At 70.0% G+C, this 16879-nt stretch carries 15 protein-coding genes and 1 tRNA gene; 5 read left to right on the top strand and 11 right to left on the bottom strand.

Features of this window, described 5'->3' with window-relative positions:
* The first annotated feature begins 153 nt into the window (after positions 1–153).
* Genes ACFQS2_RS09020 through ACFQS2_RS09030 form a run of 3 tightly spaced genes read left to right on the top strand, consistent with a single transcriptional unit; the run spans position 154 to position 2390 of the window.
* Positions 154–639 (top strand): GNAT family N-acetyltransferase, encoded by a 486-nt coding sequence (locus ACFQS2_RS09020; protein ID WP_377016073.1) that lies wholly within the window; start codon positions 154–156, stop codon positions 637–639.
* 6 nt (positions 640–645) lie between these two features.
* Complete coding sequence (locus ACFQS2_RS09025) at positions 646–1758, top strand: App1 family protein (protein WP_377016071.1); 1113 nt, start codon at positions 646–648, stop codon at positions 1756–1758.
* Positions 1758–2390: a GNAT family N-acetyltransferase gene (locus tag ACFQS2_RS09030; protein WP_377793440.1), complete on the top strand. Its 633-nt coding sequence runs from the start codon at positions 1758–1760 to the stop codon at positions 2388–2390. The genes ACFQS2_RS09025 and ACFQS2_RS09030 overlap by 1 nt, the downstream gene beginning before the upstream one ends.
* A gap of 83 nt (positions 2391–2473) precedes the next feature.
* On the opposite strand, the gene ppc is transcribed toward ACFQS2_RS09030, so the two are convergent.
* The 5 genes from ppc to ACFQS2_RS09055 all read right to left on the bottom strand — a co-directional run bounded on the left by ppc (position 2474) and on the right by ACFQS2_RS09055 (position 8742).
* On the bottom strand, positions 2474–5308 hold the full coding sequence (gene ppc, locus ACFQS2_RS09035; RefSeq protein WP_377016069.1) for a phosphoenolpyruvate carboxylase: 2835 nt from the start codon (positions 5306–5308) through the stop codon (positions 2474–2476).
* A gap of 136 nt (positions 5309–5444) precedes the next feature.
* On the bottom strand, positions 5445–6182 hold the full coding sequence (gene ehuA / locus ACFQS2_RS09040) for an ectoine/hydroxyectoine ABC transporter ATP-binding protein EhuA (RefSeq protein WP_377793468.1): 738 nt from the start codon (positions 6180–6182) through the stop codon (positions 5445–5447).
* A gap of 109 nt (positions 6183–6291) precedes the next feature.
* Entirely contained in the window at positions 6292–6933 is a 642-nt protein-coding gene (ehuD, locus tag ACFQS2_RS09045) for an ectoine/hydroxyectoine ABC transporter permease subunit EhuD (protein WP_377016067.1), read from the bottom strand.
* On the bottom strand, positions 6930–7685 hold the full coding sequence (gene ehuC / locus ACFQS2_RS09050; protein WP_377793441.1) for an ectoine/hydroxyectoine ABC transporter permease subunit EhuC: 756 nt from the start codon (positions 7683–7685) through the stop codon (positions 6930–6932). The genes ehuD and ehuC overlap by 4 nt, the downstream gene beginning before the upstream one ends.
* 130 nt (positions 7686–7815) lie before the next feature.
* Complete coding sequence (locus tag ACFQS2_RS09055) at positions 7816–8742, bottom strand: transporter substrate-binding domain-containing protein (RefSeq protein ID WP_377016063.1); 927 nt, start codon at positions 8740–8742, stop codon at positions 7816–7818.
* Between the two features lie 311 nt (positions 8743–9053).
* Between ACFQS2_RS09055 and ACFQS2_RS09060 the strand changes: the two genes are divergently transcribed.
* Complete coding sequence (locus tag ACFQS2_RS09060; RefSeq protein WP_377016061.1) at positions 9054–9848, top strand: GntR family transcriptional regulator; 795 nt, start codon at positions 9054–9056, stop codon at positions 9846–9848.
* Positions 9849–9918: 70 nt separating this feature from the next.
* On the opposite strand, the gene ACFQS2_RS09065 is transcribed toward ACFQS2_RS09060, so the two are convergent.
* The 5 genes from ACFQS2_RS09065 to ACFQS2_RS09085 form a co-directional block, all read right to left on the bottom strand.
* Positions 9919–10007: transfer RNA gene (locus ACFQS2_RS09065), tRNA-Ser, on the bottom strand.
* A gap of 200 nt (positions 10008–10207) precedes the next feature.
* Positions 10208–10684, bottom strand: a complete 477-nt coding sequence (locus ACFQS2_RS09070) for a peroxiredoxin (RefSeq protein ID WP_377793442.1) — start codon at positions 10682–10684, stop codon at positions 10208–10210.
* A gap of 29 nt (positions 10685–10713) precedes the next feature.
* A complete protein-coding gene (locus ACFQS2_RS09075) occupies positions 10714–12477 on the bottom strand; it encodes a potassium channel family protein (protein WP_377793443.1) in 1764 nt (587 codons plus the stop codon).
* 223 nt (positions 12478–12700) lie between these two features.
* Positions 12701–13405 (bottom strand): helix-hairpin-helix domain-containing protein, encoded by a 705-nt coding sequence (locus ACFQS2_RS09080; protein ID WP_377793444.1) that lies wholly within the window; start codon positions 13403–13405, stop codon positions 12701–12703.
* A complete protein-coding gene (locus tag ACFQS2_RS09085; RefSeq protein WP_377793445.1) occupies positions 13377–14399 on the bottom strand; it encodes a LacI family DNA-binding transcriptional regulator in 1023 nt (340 codons plus the stop codon). The genes ACFQS2_RS09080 and ACFQS2_RS09085 overlap by 29 nt, the downstream gene beginning before the upstream one ends.
* A gap of 226 nt (positions 14400–14625) precedes the next feature.
* On the opposite strand from ACFQS2_RS09085, the gene ACFQS2_RS09090 reads away from it, so the two are divergent.
* On the top strand, positions 14626–16062 hold the full coding sequence (locus ACFQS2_RS09090; protein WP_377793446.1) for a tagaturonate epimerase family protein: 1437 nt from the start codon (positions 14626–14628) through the stop codon (positions 16060–16062).
* Positions 16063–16315: 253 nt separating this feature from the next.
* On the opposite strand, the gene ACFQS2_RS09095 is transcribed toward ACFQS2_RS09090, so the two are convergent.
* Positions 16316–16816 (bottom strand): DUF6328 family protein, encoded by a 501-nt coding sequence (locus ACFQS2_RS09095; RefSeq protein WP_377016049.1) that lies wholly within the window; start codon positions 16814–16816, stop codon positions 16316–16318.
* Positions 16817–16879 lie beyond the last annotated feature (63 nt).

The raw sequence follows: 16879 nt of genomic DNA on the forward strand, positions 1-16879 counted from the left end.
GATCAGCGGCTGTGAGCGCCGATTCGCCATGGCCTCTACAATGCTCGAGGGAGTGCTTGCGGTGCCACGGGCCCGCGCCGGCGTATTCGCCAGGGCATGATCACCAGGGCACGATGGCCCGTGACGACGCAACGACGGCTCAGGAGGACAGCGATGGCCGACATCATCCGCGCCCAAGACGACGACTGGCCGCTGGTGCGCGAGATCCGGCTCCGGTCTCTCAGCACCGACCCGGCCGCCTTCGGCCAGAGCTGGGACACGGAGTCGACGTACGAGGACTCCGTGTGGGAGCAGCGCGTGCGCGATGCGGCCTGGTTCCTCGCCGTCGAGGACGGGCAGCCGGTCGCTGTCGTGGCCGCGCGCCACGAGGAGGACTCCCCCGACAACGAGCGCGAGCTGCAGGCGATGTGGGTGACCCCCAACTCCCGCAAATCCGGCATCGCCCAGAATCTCGCCGAAGCCGTCTTCGACTGGGCCCGCCAGGACGGGGCGGACACGGTCACGCTGTACGTCGGCCCCGGCAACGAGGTCGCCCAGTCGCTGTACGAGAGCCTCGGCTTCGTCGACACCGGTGATCGGTGGGAGGTCGTCGAGGACGATCCCGATGGTGCCTGGCTGAAGATGTCCCGCGCCCTCTGAGGCCCGGTGTCCCTCTCGCGGCGCGTGGTCTCCCGCGTTCCCTCCCCGCGCGCCGTGCTGCGCACCGTCGGGGCGAGATCGGACCGGGGCCGCCCCCACTGGGCCGCCCGGCTCGAGGACGCCAAGAACGTCACGGTCGGCAGCGCCCTGCGTCGGCTCGGCTGGGATCTGCGACTGCAGCCCTTCCATGGATACGGAACCTCCGGCCGGGTGAGGGTGCTGGCCAAGGTCCTCTACGCCTCCCCCGGCACCCCGGCGGACTTCCACGACCAACCTGTCCATGACATGCGGACCATGGCGGTGCGCGGTTGGCGCAACTTCGCCGGCCAGGTGGCGCCGAACCGCACCGTCCACGTCCTGATCGGTGACCGTCAGTTCCGCGTGCGGGCGGACCGCACCGGCATCGTCGACGCGGAGTTCGACGTCGCGCTGGAGCCGGGCACCCACCGCGCAGTGCTGTGGACGGTCCCGGGCAACGAGGTCACCGCCGACATCACCGTGTTCTCCCCGGAGGCGCGCGTGGGTCTGGTCAGCGACATCGATGACACCGTGATGGTGACCTGGCTGCCGCGGCCGCTGCTGGCGTTCTGGAATGCCTTCGTCGTCCACCAGTCCACACGGCAGGTCGTGCCGGGCATGCCGATGCTGTACCAGCGCATCGCCCGGCGCCATCCCTCCCTGCCGGTCGTCTACCTCTCCACCGGCGCCTGGAACGTGTTCCCCGTGCTCAAACGATTCCTGTACAAGAACGGCTACCCCGACGGGCCGCTGCTGCTGACCGATTGGGGCCCGACGAACACCGGCCTGTTCCGCTCCGGCCGCGATCACAAGGTCCAGGCCCTCGAGCGACTTGCCGAGTCCTTCCCGCACATGCGGTGGATCCTCGTCGGCGACGACGGCCAGCACGACCCGTCGATCTACGCCTCCTTCTCCGCCCGCCGCCCCGAGCTGGTGGAGGCGATCGCGATCCGCCGCCTGACCGAGTCCGAGCAGCTGCTGGCCCACGGAAGCCTGCGGCCGCTGGAGCAGTATCGCCACGCGGGTGAGGCGCCGCTGACGGTCCAGGCACCCGACGGGCACGGCCTGCTGGCCGAGCTGGACCGCCATGGAGTGCTCTGATGAACGCTCAGCAATCTCGAACCCGCAACAGCGCCTGGCAGGGGCGGGCTGACGCGCCCCGAGCGCCGGGGCCGCAGGCAGGCACCGTTCCCGGTGCTGCCCTGGAGATCCGCGACGCCCGCACGGGCGATGTCCCGGCGATCGTGGACGTCGTCCAGGCGGCCTACCGAGGTGAGGGCGGTTGGACGACCGAGGCCCACCTCGTCCGCGGAGCGCGCGCAGACGAGGCCGAGGTGCGCACAATGCTGTCCGATCCCGCCGTGACCTTGCTGGTGGCCGAGGCCGACGGGCAGCTAGTGGGCTGCTGCTACACCCGCACGGAGAACGGATCAGCCACCGGCAGCGAACAGCTCTCACGTGCTGAACTGGGCTTGTTCGCCGTCCACCCCTCCGCGCAGGGTCAGGGCCTCGGCGGCAGGCTCCTCGAGGCGCAGGCGGCGCTGCTCGCGAACGCGGGCGTGGCGGTCCTGGTGATCCAGGTGCTTCAGGAGCGCCCGGAGCTGCACGCCTGGTACGAGCGGCACGGATTCGTCCGCACCGGCACCGCCGTCCCCTTCCCCGGGGATCCGGACGACCTGGCGGTGCAGGACCTCGAGATGGACGTCATGGAGCGCCCGCTGCCGAAGCGCTGAACGACCTCGGCAGTCGCGAACCCGCGGGATCTCGAGGCGACGGAGAGCTTCGGCGGCCGCCTGAGTGAGCGGCCGCCGAAGGCTCAGCCCGTGTTCTTCAGGCCGGCGGCCACACCATTGATGGTGGTCAGCAGCGCCCGCTGCAGGTCCGGGTCGAGCTCCTCGCCGCGCGCGGTGACGGCCCGGGCCCGCTGGAGCATCGCGACCTGCATGTAGGAGATCGGGTCGAGGTAGCGGTCACGCACGGCGAGCGTGCGCTTGAGGACCGGCTGGTTGTCCAGCAGGCCCAGCACCCCGGTCAGCCGCTCGATCTCGGCGACCGACAGCTCGTACTCCTCGCGGATCCGATCGAACAGGTGCCACAGCCGCTCCGGCACCAGCGAATGCACGTAGTGGGCGGCGATCTGCATGTCCGTCTTCGCCAGCGTCATCTCCACGTTGCTGATCACGGTGCGGAAGAAGTGCCAGTTGCGCAGCATGTCGTGCAGGTCCGGCTCCAGGCCGGCCTCGCGCGCCGCCTTCAGACCGGAGCCGGCGCCGAACCAGCCCGGCACGATCTGGCGTGACTGCGTCCAGCCGAACACCCACGGAATCGCCCGCAGTCCATCCAGTCCCTTGTCGGAGGTGGCGCGCTTGGACGGCCGGGACCCGATGTTGAGTTCGCCCAGCTGCTCGACCGGTGTGGAGGTCACGAAGTACTCGGGCAGGTCCGGATCATCCGCCAGAGTGCGATAGCGCGCATAGGCCGCGTCCGAGACGGTCTGCATGGTGTCGCCGAAGCGCTCCAGCTGCTCGGGAGTGGTGCGCGGCTCCGTGTGCAGCGCCGAGCCCTCCAGCACCGCGGCCAGTGACAGGTCCAGGTTCTCCCGGGCCAGCGTGGGCAGCGTGTACTTGTCGGAGATGACCTCGCCCTGCTCGGTGAACTTGATCTCGCCCTCGAGCACGCCGTACGGCTGGGCCAGGATCGCGTCGTACGTCGGGCCGCCGCCACGGCCGACGGAACCGCCGCGACCGTGGAACAGACGCAGGGTGACCCCGTGCCGGGCCGAGACGTCGCGCAGGCGGCGCTGGGCCTGGTGGATCTCCCACTGGCTGGTCATCACGCCGGAGTCCTTGTTGGAGTCCGAGTAGCCGAGCATGACCTCCTGGCGGTCCCCCCGCAGGCGCACGATCTCGCGGTAGGAGGGATCGCTGAGCAGCTCGTCGAGGATCTCGCCGGCGGCGCGGAGCTCGCCCACCTCCTCCAGCAGCGGCACGAAGCCGATGTCGGCGCGGTTCTCGTCCCCGCCAGGGATGCTGATCAGCCCGGCCTCGCGGGCCAGCAGTGCGACGGCCAGGATGTCGTCGGCCCCGTGGGTCATCGAGACGATGTAGGTCTCGATCACGGAGGTCCCGTACAGCCGGTGGGCACCGCGGATCTCGCGGAACACGTTGTAGGTGGTGCGCGTGGCGTCGTCGAGGATCGTCTCGTCCTCGGTGATCGCCGATCCCACCAGCGGTCGCCGGCTGGCGAGCTCCGCGGCGAGCACCGTGGTGCGCTCGGCACGGCTGAGCTCCGCATAGGGGCGGTCCAGCTCGCCGACGCGGTCGAACAGCCGGGCGAGGACCTCGTGGTGCTTCTCGGAGTGCTCGCGCACGTCCAGCGCCGCCAGGTTCAGGCCCGAGCCGGCTAGCACGTGCTGGGTGATGGCCAGGGCGCCGTCGGAGGCGCGCACCCCACGGTGGCGGTGCAGGGCCTCGCGCAGGACGCGGAAGTCGGCCTGGAGATCCTCGCTGTCGCCGTAGTCCTTGCCGGGCACGTGCGGCGCCCCGGAGCGGATCCGCTCGCGGGTCGCGCGCAGCTTGGCCCGCATGGTGCCGAGCTTGAGCCGGTAGGGCTCCTCGTCGTACATCTCCTGCTGGATCTCGTCGACGTCGACATCGCCGCCGTGCGAGAGGTCCTCGGCCAGGCTCGCGCGCAGCTGCTCGTCCTCGCCCGTCAGGGCGCTGGAGACGGACAGATCGAGGATCAGATCGGAGATGGCCTCGATGGCGATGTCGATCGCGGTCTCCGCCTGCAGCGCGAGGACCTCGCGGGTGACCTCGGCGGTGACGTACGGATTGCCGTCGCGATCGCCGCCGATCCAGGAGCCGAAGCGCAGGGGCACCTGACCGTCACGCAGCTCGGCGCCGTGGGCGCGCAGCTCGTCGCGGAGGTCATCGAGCATCTCCGGCATCGTCTGGCGGTAGATCTGGCGCAGGTAATACAGGGCGTTGCGGGCCTCGTCCTGCGGGGTGGGCCGCTGGCGGCGCAGCTCGTCCGTCTGCCACAGCGATTCGATCAGCTCGGCGAGATCCCGATCCTGGCGCCGGCGCTCGGGAGTGTCCTCCTCGGTCTCCTCCTCGAGGAGGTCGGAGATGCGGCGCAGCTTGGTCAGCACGGCGCGGCGGGAGGCCTCGGTGGGGTGCGCGGTGAAGACCAGGCGCACATCGAGGGAGTCGACCGCCTGCTGGAGACCGTCGGCCCCCAGCTCGTCGTGGACGGCGCGGACGGTGCGCGGGACCCAGGAGTCCGCGGCGGGGCGCTCCTGCAGGGCGCGGACCCGGTAGACCTGCTCGGCCGCGTTGGCGAGCAGGAAGTACTGCGTGAAGGCGCGGGTCAGAGCCGTGGCCTGCTCCAGGGGCAGCTCCGCCAGGCGCTTCTGGACGTCGCGGGCGTCGGCCTCGACGTCGGAGGCCTTGGCATCCTTGGTCAGCTTGCGCACCTGCTCGACGAGGTCCAGCAGCTCCTGTCCATGCTGGTCGGCGAGAGTGCGCCCCAGCAGCGTGGACAGACGCCGCACGGTGGCGCGCAGCGGCGCATCGATATGCGGATCATCGCCGACGACGGGGAACTCGCTCGTCAACGTCGGGACGGCAATGGCGTCAGATTCGGGCACGGGGCCTCCTGAGGTCGGCGGCGCGTGGGAACGGCCGCCGGCAGTTGGGGCGACCGCCTCGGCGCGGAACGAACGGGCACAGACTACCGCGAGCGTCCCAGCAGCACGGCACGGGCCGATCGGCGGACGGTGCGGGTCAGAGCACGGCGCGCAGGAAGTCCTGCGTACGCTGGTTCTCCGGCTCGCTGAAGATCTTCTCCGGGTGACCCTCCTCGACGACGGATCCCTGGTCGAACATCATCACGCGGTTGGAGACGTCCTTGGCGAACTGCATCTCGTGGGTCACGATCAGCATCGAGATGTCCGTCTCCGCGGCGATGTCCTTGAGCACCGCGAGCACGTCGCCGACCAGCTCCGGGTCCAGCGCGGAGGTCACCTCGTCCAGCAACAGGATCTCGGGATCCATGGCCAGCGCACGCGCGATCGCGACGCGCTGCTGCTGGCCACCGGAGAGCTGCGAGGGCCGGGCGTTCTTCTTGTCGGCCAGGCCGACCTTGTCCAGCAGCCCCTCCGCCTTCGAGGCGGCCTCGGCCTTCGACAGCCCCATCACGTGGATCGGGGCCTCCGTGATGTTCTCCAGCACCGTCATGTTGGGGAAGAGGTTGAAGTGCTGGAAGACCATGCCGATGTGCTGGGTGATGCGGCGCCGCTGACGGTCGGGGATCCGCACGCGCTTGCCGCCGGACTCCTCGTACTGCAGAGGCTGCCCGCCCACGTGGATGTAGCCGCCGCTGAGCTCCTCGAGCGTCATCACCAGACGCAGGATCGTCGTCTTGCCGGACCCCGAGGGCCCGATCAGTGTGACGCGCTCGCCCTGCGAGACGGTGAAGTTCAGGTCGTCCAGCACGGTGTTGTCCCCGAACCGCTTGACCACGTCGCGGAACTCGATGTGCGGGGCGCCCGGAGCGGACCCCGCCGCCAGGGCGCCGTCGGGTACGCCCTGCTGGAGGCCGCCGCTGTGGGCGCCGGGGTGCTGGTTGTTCTCAGGCAAGTTTCTTCTCCAGTCGTCGGATCAGGAGCGAGGTCGGGTAGCTCGCGGCCAGGAAGATCAGGGCCGCCAGCGTCAGCGGCTCCGTGTACCGGAAGTTGTTGCCGCCGTACTGCTGCGCCTCGCGCACCATCTCCCCGATGAAGATGACGGTCAGGAACGGCGTCTCCTTGAACATGGAGATCGCGTAGTTGCCCAGGGCCGGCAGCGTGTTGCGGATCGCCTGCGGAATGATCACCGCTCGCCAGGTGCGGGCGCGCGGCAGCGACAGCGCGGTCGCCGCCTCCCACTGGCCCTTGGCCACCGAGTCGATCCCCGCGCGGTACACCTCCGCCATGTAGGTCATGTAGTGGATGCCCAGCACGCAGATGCCGATGGTCAGTGTGTCGAAGTACTGCGACAGCACCAGGTTCGCGAAGACCAGCTGCACCACCAGCGGCGTCATCCGGATGAACTCGACCACGGCGACCACCGGGGCGCGCCCGATCGCCGGCAGGCTGCGGCGCAGGATAGCGACCACCAGGCCCAGCACCGCGGCGATGAGCGTGCCCAGCACAGTGGCCAGCAGGGTGATCTTGAAGCCGTCCAGCAGCGCAGGCAGGGATGCCCACGCGTGTCCCCAGTCCCAGAAGGTCATGCTGCACCCCCTCCCGTCGCGCTGCGCGCATTGGACCTGAACAGCGACCCCAGCGAGTGGGTGAGGCTCGGCCCGCGGCCGATGCGGTGCTTGGCGTCGATCTCCAGGGCATTCATGATCATCACCAGCACCCACGCGATGACGAAGTAGGCCAGCAGCGCGAAGCCGAAGGCGTACCAGGTGCCCGTCGTCTGCCGCAGCCGATCGACCTGGTAGTAGAGGTCGTACAGGGTGATCGCGTAGACGATCGCGGTTCCCTTGAGGAGTTGGATCCAGAGGTTCGACAGCGAGGGGATCATCAGAGCCCACGCCTGCGGGATGATGACGCGGAACATGCCGCGCACCGGGCTCAGGCTGAGCGCGCTGATCGCCTCGTACTGCCCCTTGGGGACGGAGCCGACCGAGCCGCGGACCACCTCGGCACCATAGGCACCGTAGTTCAGGGCCAGGGCGAGCACGCCGCAGAACAGGGGCGTCAGCTCCCAGCCCAGCTGGGGCAGCACGAAGAACCACCAGAAGAGCTGGACCACGAGCGAGGTGCCGCGGAAGAACTCGATGAATACCCGCGCGATCCCGCGCACGACGGCGTACTTGACCGTCTGAGCCAGGCCGAAGGTCAGGGCGACCAGCAGGGCGCCGAGCGCCCCGAGCACCGTGAGCTGGACGGTGACCCAGATGCCGTCGAGGATCTGGGGCCAGCGGGAGATCATGAACTCGGTGTTGGCCCCGAAGTTCTCGAAGAAGTCGTTCATGGGTGCATCACTTCCGGCGCGCAGCATGGACGGGCCCGGGGGCGGTCATGAGGGGAACCGCGCCCGGACCCAGGCAGTCGCACCGGTCCCGCCGCGGGGCCTCGGGCGCCGCGGCTCACCGGAAGAAGCCTCACTGGAGGGCGGAGAGATCGCCGTCGCAGAGCATCTCGGTCGTCATCTCCTCGGGCGGCAGCTCGCCCTCGGTGAACCCGTACTCGCCCACGATGGAGAGGTAGCGCTCCGGATCCGAGACGATCTCCGCCAGCTTCTCGTTGTAGGCCTCCAGAAGGGACGTGTCGTCCTTGCGGAACACGGTCGCACCAGCGCCGTACTGCTTCTCGCCGTCGATGTCCGCAACGAAGCTGTCGGTGACCTCGACGTCGATGTTGGAGTTCTCGGCCAGCCAGTTCAGGGAGATGGCGGTCAGTGCGAAGGCGTCGGCGTTGCCGCTGTTGACGGCGTCCACGCCGTCCTGCGGGCCGCCCACCTCGAGACCGTTCAGCCCCAGCGACTCGACGTAGCCGGCCTCGACCGCGCCGGACATGGTGGCGACCGTGAGATCGGTGTCCACGAAGGACTGCATGTTCTCGAGCCCCTCGGGGTTGCCGTCCGGGACCATGAGTGCCGTCGTGTACTGGAACTCAGGGTCGCCGAAGGCGGCCTCGGCGCAGCGCTCGGGCAGGATCGACATGCCGGCGCTGATGATGTCGAAGCGGCCGGCGTTCAGGCCCGGGATCAGCGAGCTCCACTCGGTCTGGACACCCTCGACGGTGTCGATACCGAGCTCCCCGAAGATCTCGCGGTGCATGGCGACGGTGGCGCCCTGCAGGTCGCCGCCCTCCTCGAAGCTGTAGGGGGCCTCGCCGGCGAAGCCGACCGTGATCGTGCCGGCATCCTGCAGCTGCTTGAGCAGGTCGCCGCCGCTCTCGCTGCCGCCGCCGGAACCGCCGTCCCCGCTGCCTCCGGTGTCGGTGCGGCTGCAGGCGGCGAGGCCGCCGAGGGCCGCGGCCGACACGACGAGACCGCTCCCCTGGAAGAAAGTACGGCGATTGTGCATGAAGTGCTCCCTCTCACTGCGCCCACGGCGTCGCGAGCGCTCAGATTGTCGGACAACCTGCTGTTTGGATATCGGATCGCAGTCCACGCTAAGGGGTGAGGGAGGGACGTTCGCGGGTCAGGCCACGTATCGTGATGGTGTCGTGACCCGAGGGACGGGCCGCGTCCGCGCCGGATCGCGAGGTGCGGACCCGCTCAGCGGGGGCATCGCGCGAGCACCGGGGCAGTGCCTGGGGCGCGCTCCGACCAGGCCCGACGGGCGAATACGATGTCCATCGCGGAAGTGACCATGCGTAGTTCAGGAGGATGGCGATGACCACTCGGCACGAGGGGGTCCGGCTGCCGATGATGCAGCCGCTGCGCCGGCCCTCGATCATCGATCAGGCGGAGCTGGAACTGCGCAATGCCATCTACTACGGCGATCTGCGGCCGGGCGATGGGGTCCCGGAGGTGCAGGTCTCGCGGCAGATGGGCATCTCCCGCTCCTCGCTGCGAGAGGCGTGCCAGCGCCTGGTGCGCGACGGGCTGCTCACCCAGATCCCGGGGCGGGGTCTGTTCGTCACGCACATGGACGCCGAGACCATGTCGGACTTCATCGACTACCGCCTCGGCATCGAGATGCAGGCCGCCACGATCGTCGCCGATCGGGTCGCCGGTCTGCGGGAGGCCGGGAAGCCGGAGGCGGCCGACGCGCTCCTGTCGCCGTTGCGGGTCTCGATGGAGCGGAGCCGGGCCGCCCTGGCCGCCGAGGAGGTCATCGAGGCCGGCAACGCGGACCTCGACCTGCACCAGCAGATCGCCGAGATCGCCCGCAACCGCTTCCTGAGCACCGCGATGAACACCATCGTGATCCTCACGCGGATGGGCAGCTTCTCCGATCCCCTGGGCTTCGGCGTGCGCGCGGATCTGACCGCCACGCACGAGGCCCTGCTGGACGCGCTCTCCTCGGGAGACGGTTCGCGAGCCCGCGCCCTGCTGCGCGAATCGCTGCAGGAGCTCGCCGGTCGGCTGCGTGCCGGCGCCGACGAGGACCTGGTGCGCGACCCGGACCTGCTCGAGAGCTCCGGCCCGGAGTGGACCACGATCGGCGAGGGCGGGCCGGCCTGACAGGGGACGGAGGCATGAGAAGGGCCCTTCCCGGCGGAGAAACCCGCAGGTGAAGGGCCCTTTTCTTGGGCGGAGACGAGAGGATTTGAACCTCCGAGGCGATTTTAGTCGCCTACTCCCTTAGCAGGGGAGCGCATTCGGCCGCTCTGCCACGTCTCCTGGTGCGCACGCTCGCGGCGTGGCACGCCGATACAGCATACGGGAGCACGTGGAGTGCGCCAAAGCGACAGCGCACCGATCACGTCACACCGGCGCACGGACGATCCCTGTCACGTCGACGTCGGTAGCGCACCGATCCCGCTGGGCCGCGTACGTGCCGCACGAATCCTGTGCTGCCGGTTCACAGCTGCTCTACCGGTTCACAGCCCGAGCTTCTCCCGCAGCAGCGTGATGTGCTTGGGCGTGCCGACGCGGTACTTCACGAACGTGAGGATCCCGTCGGCATCGATCGCGAAGCTCGAGCGGATCGTCCCTTCGACGAGCCTGCCGTACATGTTCTTCTCGCCCCAGGCGCCGTAGGCCTCCATCACCTCGTGGGTCTCGTCCGAGGCCAAGGTGTACGGCAGGTCCTGCTCGGCGACGAAGCGGTCCAGTTCCGGCACCGGGTCCGGAGAGATGCCCACGACGCGGTATCCGGCGTCGAGGAACAGCTGATGGTTGTCGCGCAGGTCGCAGGCCTGGGTCGTGCACAGCGAGGTGTTCGCCGCGGGGTAGAACCAGATCAGCGCCGGGGCCCCGCGCAGCTCGGCCAGGCTGACTCGGCCTCCCCCGGCTGTCGGCAGGTCGAAGTCGGGAGCGGCGTCGCCGACGGCGAGCTTCACGGGTGCGGTAGGCATGTCTCTCCTGGGAGGTGGTCGGGGCGGCGTCAGCGGCGCGGACCGGCCGGCCCGTCGCGTCCGCTCCCGCGGGAGCGGCGCCGCCCGAGGTACGTCTCGCGGAAGCGACGCTCGGCGTGGCGGTCTCCGAGCAGCAGCAGTTTGCCGGGCGCCGAGGGGATGGACTCGGTGTCGTAGCTCAGGGTGCCGTCCTCGTCGGCCACGGCGACGATCAGACAGCCGGTGCGGCGGTGGACCTCGGAGTTGCGCACCGAGCGCCGCACCAGCGAGGACGGCCGCGGCACGAGGAACAGCTCGTTGCCCTCGGCCACCAGCACGCGGTGGCTGAGCCCGGCGTGGTTCCACAGGTCGGTGGCGCCGATGGTCGCGTAGGACAGCACCCCGTCGGCGCCGGCGCGATAGAGGGTGGCGACGTTGCGCTCGTAGGTGGCGCGGGAGACGACCTGCAGCTCGGGCCGCAGCCGCCGGCAGAACAGGGTGAGATAGACGTTCAGGTCGTCGTCGCGAGCGGTGACCAGCACGGCGGAGGCCTTGTCGAGCCCGGCCCGGCGCAGGATCCGCACGTCGGCGGCGTCGCCCTCGACGACGTCGTAGCTGGCCGTGCCCTCCAGGGCGGAGTACGAGTTCTGCACGCGGCCCGGGAGCTGTTCGACGATGGTGTTGGGCACGCCTTCGTCGGTGAGTCCGCGGGAGGCGGCACGGCCGACGCGGCCGCCGCCGATGATGATGACGGGATCCTCGGACTGCTCCTGGACCTGGAACTGCTCGTCGTAGGCGGCCAGCTCGTCCTTCTCGCCGGCGAGGATCAGCACGGTGGTGTCGGTGATCTTCAGCTCGGGCTTCAGGGGGCGCAGCCGGCCCTTGCGCATGATCGCGAGGATGCGCACGCACGAGCGCAGCTCGGAGATCGCCTCTCCGAGCGTCTTGCCGACCAGCGCGGTGCCGCGCGCGGCGGCTTCGGCGACGATCGTGTCCCCGAAGCTGCCGATGCGGTGGACGCGCCCGGTGGAGCCGAGCACACGGCCGGCCATCTCCTGACCCAGCACGGCTCCGAGCTCGAGGACGTGGTCGGCGCCGGCCAGACCCAGCACGTCCACGGAGACGGGCTTGCTAGCGGTGACCGCGATCGGCACGTCGCCGGCGCACTGACGGACGGTGAAGGCGACGTTCGTGTTCGCGGTGTCCGAGAGCGTCGAGACCACCAGCCGTGCCCGGTCGGCACCGGCGTTGCGGTACGTCAGGGCGGAGTCGAGGGGGCCGACGACGACGTGGCGGCCCTGGTCGTGCAGCTGCCCTGCCTCGATCGGGTCCTCGAGCACGACGACGGCGGGCACCTCGGAGCGCTCGGCGCGAGCGGCGAAGGCCTGGGTGACGGCGTCGGAGCCGACCAGGAGGACATGGCCGTGCAGCTGCGGCGGCACCTTGCGCGGGGTGCGCGAGGTGCGGCGACGGTCCAGCCACGGGGTGACGATGTACTGGATGACGAAGAACGGGACGAGGACCAGGAGATAGACGACACCGCTCAGCAGGACGCCCAGGGAGAACAGGCGCCCGAGGTCCGTGTCGAAGGTGATGTCGCCGTAGCCGAGCGTCGACATGGTCGTGATCGCCCAGTACACGGCGCTGACCCAGGAGTGCTCCTGCCCCTCGATGTGCATGAGGCCCTTGAACAGGGCGGCGTAGCCGACCACCATCGCGAGCCCGATGGCCACGATCACCACACCGGCGCGAGATCGCCGACGGGCGATCGGGACACGGTCCCCGCGCCTGCGCTCCGCCTTCCACGCGCCCATGCGATTCCTCTCGAGAACAGTTCGGCTCCGACGCTGCGGGGCCTCTCCCCGCACCAGGCGAAAGCGTAGGCCCGCTGCGACGGCGGCACATAACGCTTGGTCGGACGATGAGCCCAAGACCACCAGCTTCACCCCGGTGGAGGTCATTTCCGTGTCGTGATCGTGATGATCGCAGCCGCACGGAGCCCCGGGCCGGGGCGTGCGACTCGGGATCAGCCGGGGATCAGGAGCCCCCGGGCCCGCTCTGCCAGGCGTGCGCGACCAGCTCACGAAGCACGTCGGTGTCCACGTCCTCGAGCTTCCTCACCCACACGCACCCGGCCCCTCGGCGGTGCGTGCCCAGCCGGTCCAACAGCTCACCAGCGCGCGGGCCGTTCTGCAGTCCGTACAGGGCGAGATCCGCCGCGCGCGGGCTGAAACCGACGCGGAAGCTGTCTCCCTCCCGACCGGTGGCATAGACGTAGTGGTACTGCCCGAAGCCGATCATGCTGGGGCCCCACATCCTCGCCTGCTCCCCGGTGACACCGGTGAACAGCTCCAGCAGCTCTGCCCCCTCCCGTCGGCGACGGTCCCCGAGGCCCTCCAGGAACTGCTGCGGGGAGATGTCGGTGGGGCGCGTGGATCCCGAAGCGCGCGTGCCGGTGGTCCGCCGACCGCCCGTGGCCGCAGGGGCGCCTGCATCGGTCACGGTGAAGGTGGCGGTGCGCTGCTGCGGGGTCGGGGGCTCGCGCATGCTCAAGCCGTGCTCCTCGAGCGCCGACTGCAGCCGTCTGCCGGCGGCGGGCCCGACGCCGTGCAGCTGCGCCAGATCGGGCCAGTCCGCCCCTGCGAGTGATCGGAGCGTCGTCAGTCCCTGCTCGGCGAGCGCGCGAGCAGCCGGCCGCCCCACTCCCGGGATGTCACCGATCAGGCCGTCCGGACCGCTCATGGAGCTCACCGTAGTGCTCGGCCGCAGTTGCCGTCGATCCTCGCGGCACGAACCGGGTGGGCAGGCCGATCCGTGCGGGCCCGTCGGACGTGCCGCCATCCCGTCGCAGCAGGTCGACCGCTTGGACGCCCATCTCGTAGCGCGGGACGCGCACCGTGCTGAGGCCGGGAGTCACCAGCGCGGCGAACTCGATGTCGTCCCAGCCCACGACGCTGATCTGGCCGGGCACCGCCACGCCGAACCCGCGCAGTCGTTCCATCAGCGCCAGAGCCATCAGGTCGTTGTAGACCAGCACCGCGGTGACATCCGTCTGCAGGACGGCCTCGGCCCCCTGTCTTCCGCCCTCGACCGTCGGGGCGAACGAGCCCAGGTCGGTCCACTCGGTACCGATCTCGGCGCAGATCTCCTCGATCACGGCGCGCCGGACGGTGTCGGAGCGGCTGACCCCGGGGCCGCCGACGTAGCCGAGGCGGCGGTGGCCCATCCGGCGCAGGTGCCGGATCGCGGCGGGGATGCCCGGGGTCACGTCGGCGAACACGCCTGGCAGGTCCGGGGAGACGCGGTTGACGAGACTGAGCGGCGTCATGGAGGCAGCCTCCTCCAGCGCGCTCTCGTCCATCCGGCTGGAGCAGAGCACGATGCCGTCGACCTGGCCGGCCAAGGTGCGCACCAGCGGCAGCTCCCCCTCCGGGCTCTCGCCCGCGTCGGTGATCAGCAGCTGCGCTCCCACGTGGTGCGCACGCGCCTGGGCGCCCTTGAGCACGGCCGGGAAGAACGGGTTCTCCAGGTCCGGGACGATCACCCCGTAGACGCCGTACCGGCCGGTGATCAGCGCACGCGCAGTGCGATTGGGGCTGTATCCGAGGTCGGCCGCGGCGGCGCGGACCCGTTCGCGAGTGCGCTCGCCGACCATCTCGGGGCGCTGGAACACCCGGGAGACGGTCGCGATCGAGACCCCGGCGCGGGCCGCCACGTCCCTCAGCGTGATCGCCATCCGGTGCCTCCGTCTCCTCCGCCCGGGCACGTCGACCCGATCTGCAAAGTTTGCAGTCTCACCGCATCCTACGTCGCGGAATGCCCTGTCGCGCAGGCCCGGGATATGCAATCGTTTACGGTGTGAGGGTTCGGAACGCTGACGTCCGCAGACCTCGCCACGCGTTCCCTGCTGACGCCTCGGCAGACCTCGCCCACCCTCGACCCGTGCTCGATCGGAGACACCCATGACGCTGCGCACCGATTCCCTCGAGGCCGGCATCCGCTACGACGGATCTGCCCGCCACCTGTACCTGACAGCTCGCTCCGCGGACGCCCTCACCCCCTTCGAGGGCGAGACCACGGCCGCCGGGGACGTGCACGAGCTGACCGGCCCGCTGTCCACCACCAACGCGAAGGCCCTGCAGGCCGCATTCCCCGTGCTGCGCCCGCAGCTGATCTCCGGGCATCGCACGTCCGTGGGAACCGGCGACCGCACCGGCCTGGCGACTCCGGGCCAGGCGCGCGCCTTCGGTGCCGCCGGCGGAGACGTGATGCCCGTGCTCGCCCAGCAGTCGATCCGCGAGATGGACCGCCTGGGCCGCAGCGCCCAGTCCGTCATGGACGAAGCGGTCTTCGGACTGCTCGAGGCCGGCTGGGACCGCGGCTTCGGGGCCGACTGCGACCACATCAAGAGCACCGACGGCATCGACCGCGGGCTCGCAGCCGGCTTCACGATGTTCACCCTCGATCCGGGGGACCTCGTCGCCGACGTGACCGGCGGCGTCAGCGAGGCCGACGCCGCCGCCCTCCCCTGGGACCAGCTCGAGGACTCCCTGGCCGCCGTGAAGACGCGGTACGTCGGGATGACCGTGGACGTCGGCCACTCCCAGATCGAGGTCACCGAGGAGGACGTGCTGACGGCCGCGGTGAAGTACGGCCGCGCGGTGGTGGAGGCGATCCGCCTGTACCGCCACGCCACCGAGAACGCCCAGCACGAGATCGAGATCGAGTTCGCCGTCGACGAGACCGCGTGGCTGACCACGTTCTTCGAGCACTACTACCTGGCCTCGGAGCTGAAGCGCCTGGGGGCCTCATGGTTCAGCTTCGCCCCGCGCTACGTCGACGGCTTCGAGAAGGGGCTGGACTTCCTGGGCGACACCGAGGAACTGCGCACCAACCTCGAGGCCCACCACGCGATCTCCGAGCAGTTCGGCGGCTACAAGATCTCGCTGCACTCGGGCTCGGACAAGTTCTCGATCTACCCGCTGTGCGTCGAGGCCACCGACAGACACGTGCACCTGAAGACCTCGGGCACCAGCTACCTGTGCGGACTCGAGATCGTCGCCGCGCACGATCCGGAGCTGTTCGCGGCGATCTGGGACATCTCCCGCGCCTCCTACGTCAAGGCCCGCGCGAGCTACCAGGTCTCCGCCCAGGAGGACCGCACCCCGACCTCGCTGGACGGCGTGGACCTCGTGGAGCTAATCCGCTCGGACGACGCCCGCCAGATCCTCCACGTCGGCTACGGTGACTCGCTCAACGGGACCGACGCCGCCGGCGCCTCGATCCACGACCGCTTCCTCGAGGTGGTCACCGCGCACCAGGAGCAGCACACCGACATCGTCGCCGAGCACATCGGCAGGCACCTCGCCCCGTTCGCCGCGGGGAGGTCGGGGCGCTGATCCCGAGCCACCGGCTGCCGGTTGCTGGGCTGGCTGCTGGCTGCTGGCTGCTGGCTGCTGGCTGCTGGCTGCTGGCTGCTGAGGGAGGGTGGCACGAACTTGTAGCTGAGCGGCACGCGCCCTCCCCTCACAGGGGTCGCGGGCCGCTCAGCTACACCTTTTTGCCACCGGCCCGCGGCGCCGTGCCGTCGAGCAGGACCGGCCCCACGCTGTGCACCGCGCAGGGTGGGCTGCGCAGGTCAGGCCACGCAGGTCAGGAGATCGACCGCTTGGGCATCGTCCACGGCACCACGACCAGGAGGATGACCAGCAGCGTCGCCAGCAGCGCCCCGATGACGGCGGCCTCCACGCGGCCCAGGACCACGTCGACGACGAATACAGCGACGCCCGTCAGCAACAGCGCCAGCAGCACGATCGCCGCCATCAGCAGCCGGTTGGCGATGCGCACCATCTCGTCCTTGACGCGCTGGCGGAACAGGCGCCGGTGGATCCCGACCGGGGTGAGCAGCAGGGCGACGATCACCAGCGCCAACAGCAGCAGTCCGAGGTACAGGTAGATCTGGAACTGATCGAGCTGGTCGAAGCGGGACTGGAAGGGCAGCACGATAAGGAAGGCGGCGAGGATCTGCGACCCCGTCTGGAGCACGCGGATCTCCTGGAGCAGCTCGTTCCAGTTCCGATCGAGCTTCTGGGCCTCGGTCTCGTCACGGCTGTATCCCCAGCCGACCTCGGATGACTCCTGCTCCGCGCGCATGGCCGTCAGTGTAGGGACGGTGGTCATGGAGCGCGAGGCCGAGCGGTAGGTGCCAGGATGAGG

The organism is Brachybacterium sp. GCM10030267, assembly GCF_042666875.1.
Lineage (GTDB): Bacteria > Actinomycetota > Actinomycetes > Actinomycetales > Dermabacteraceae > Brachybacterium.

Bases quoted from the DNA above. Each gene is read 5' to 3' on its own strand.
- ACFQS2_RS09020 (WP_377016073.1), top strand. From the start codon at position 154: ATGGCCGACATCATCCGCGCCCAAGACGACGACTGGCCGCTGGTGCGC.
- ACFQS2_RS09030 (WP_377793440.1), top strand. From the start codon at position 1,758: ATGAACGCTCAGCAATCTCGAACCCGCAACAGCGCCTGGCAGGGGCGG.
- ehuD (WP_377016067.1), bottom strand. From the start codon at position 6,933: ATGACCTTCTGGGACTGGGGACACGCGTGGGCATCCCTGCCTGCGCTG.
- ehuC (WP_377793441.1), bottom strand. From the start codon at position 7,685: ATGAACGACTTCTTCGAGAACTTCGGGGCCAACACCGAGTTCATGATC.
- ACFQS2_RS09055 (WP_377016063.1), bottom strand. From the start codon at position 8,742: ATGCACAATCGCCGTACTTTCTTCCAGGGGAGCGGTCTCGTCGTGTCG.
- ACFQS2_RS09060 (WP_377016061.1), top strand. From the start codon at position 9,054: ATGACCACTCGGCACGAGGGGGTCCGGCTGCCGATGATGCAGCCGCTG.
- ACFQS2_RS09070 (WP_377793442.1), bottom strand. From the start codon at position 10,684: ATGCCTACCGCACCCGTGAAGCTCGCCGTCGGCGACGCCGCTCCCGAC.
- ACFQS2_RS09075 (WP_377793443.1), bottom strand. From the start codon at position 12,477: ATGGGCGCGTGGAAGGCGGAGCGCAGGCGCGGGGACCGTGTCCCGATC.
- ACFQS2_RS09080 (WP_377793444.1), bottom strand. From the start codon at position 13,405: ATGAGCGGTCCGGACGGCCTGATCGGTGACATCCCGGGAGTGGGGCGG.
- ACFQS2_RS09085 (WP_377793445.1), bottom strand. From the start codon at position 14,399: ATGGCGATCACGCTGAGGGACGTGGCGGCCCGCGCCGGGGTCTCGATC.
- ACFQS2_RS09090 (WP_377793446.1), top strand. From the start codon at position 14,626: ATGACGCTGCGCACCGATTCCCTCGAGGCCGGCATCCGCTACGACGGA.
- ACFQS2_RS09095 (WP_377016049.1), bottom strand. From the start codon at position 16,816: ATGCGCGCGGAGCAGGAGTCATCCGAGGTCGGCTGGGGATACAGCCGT.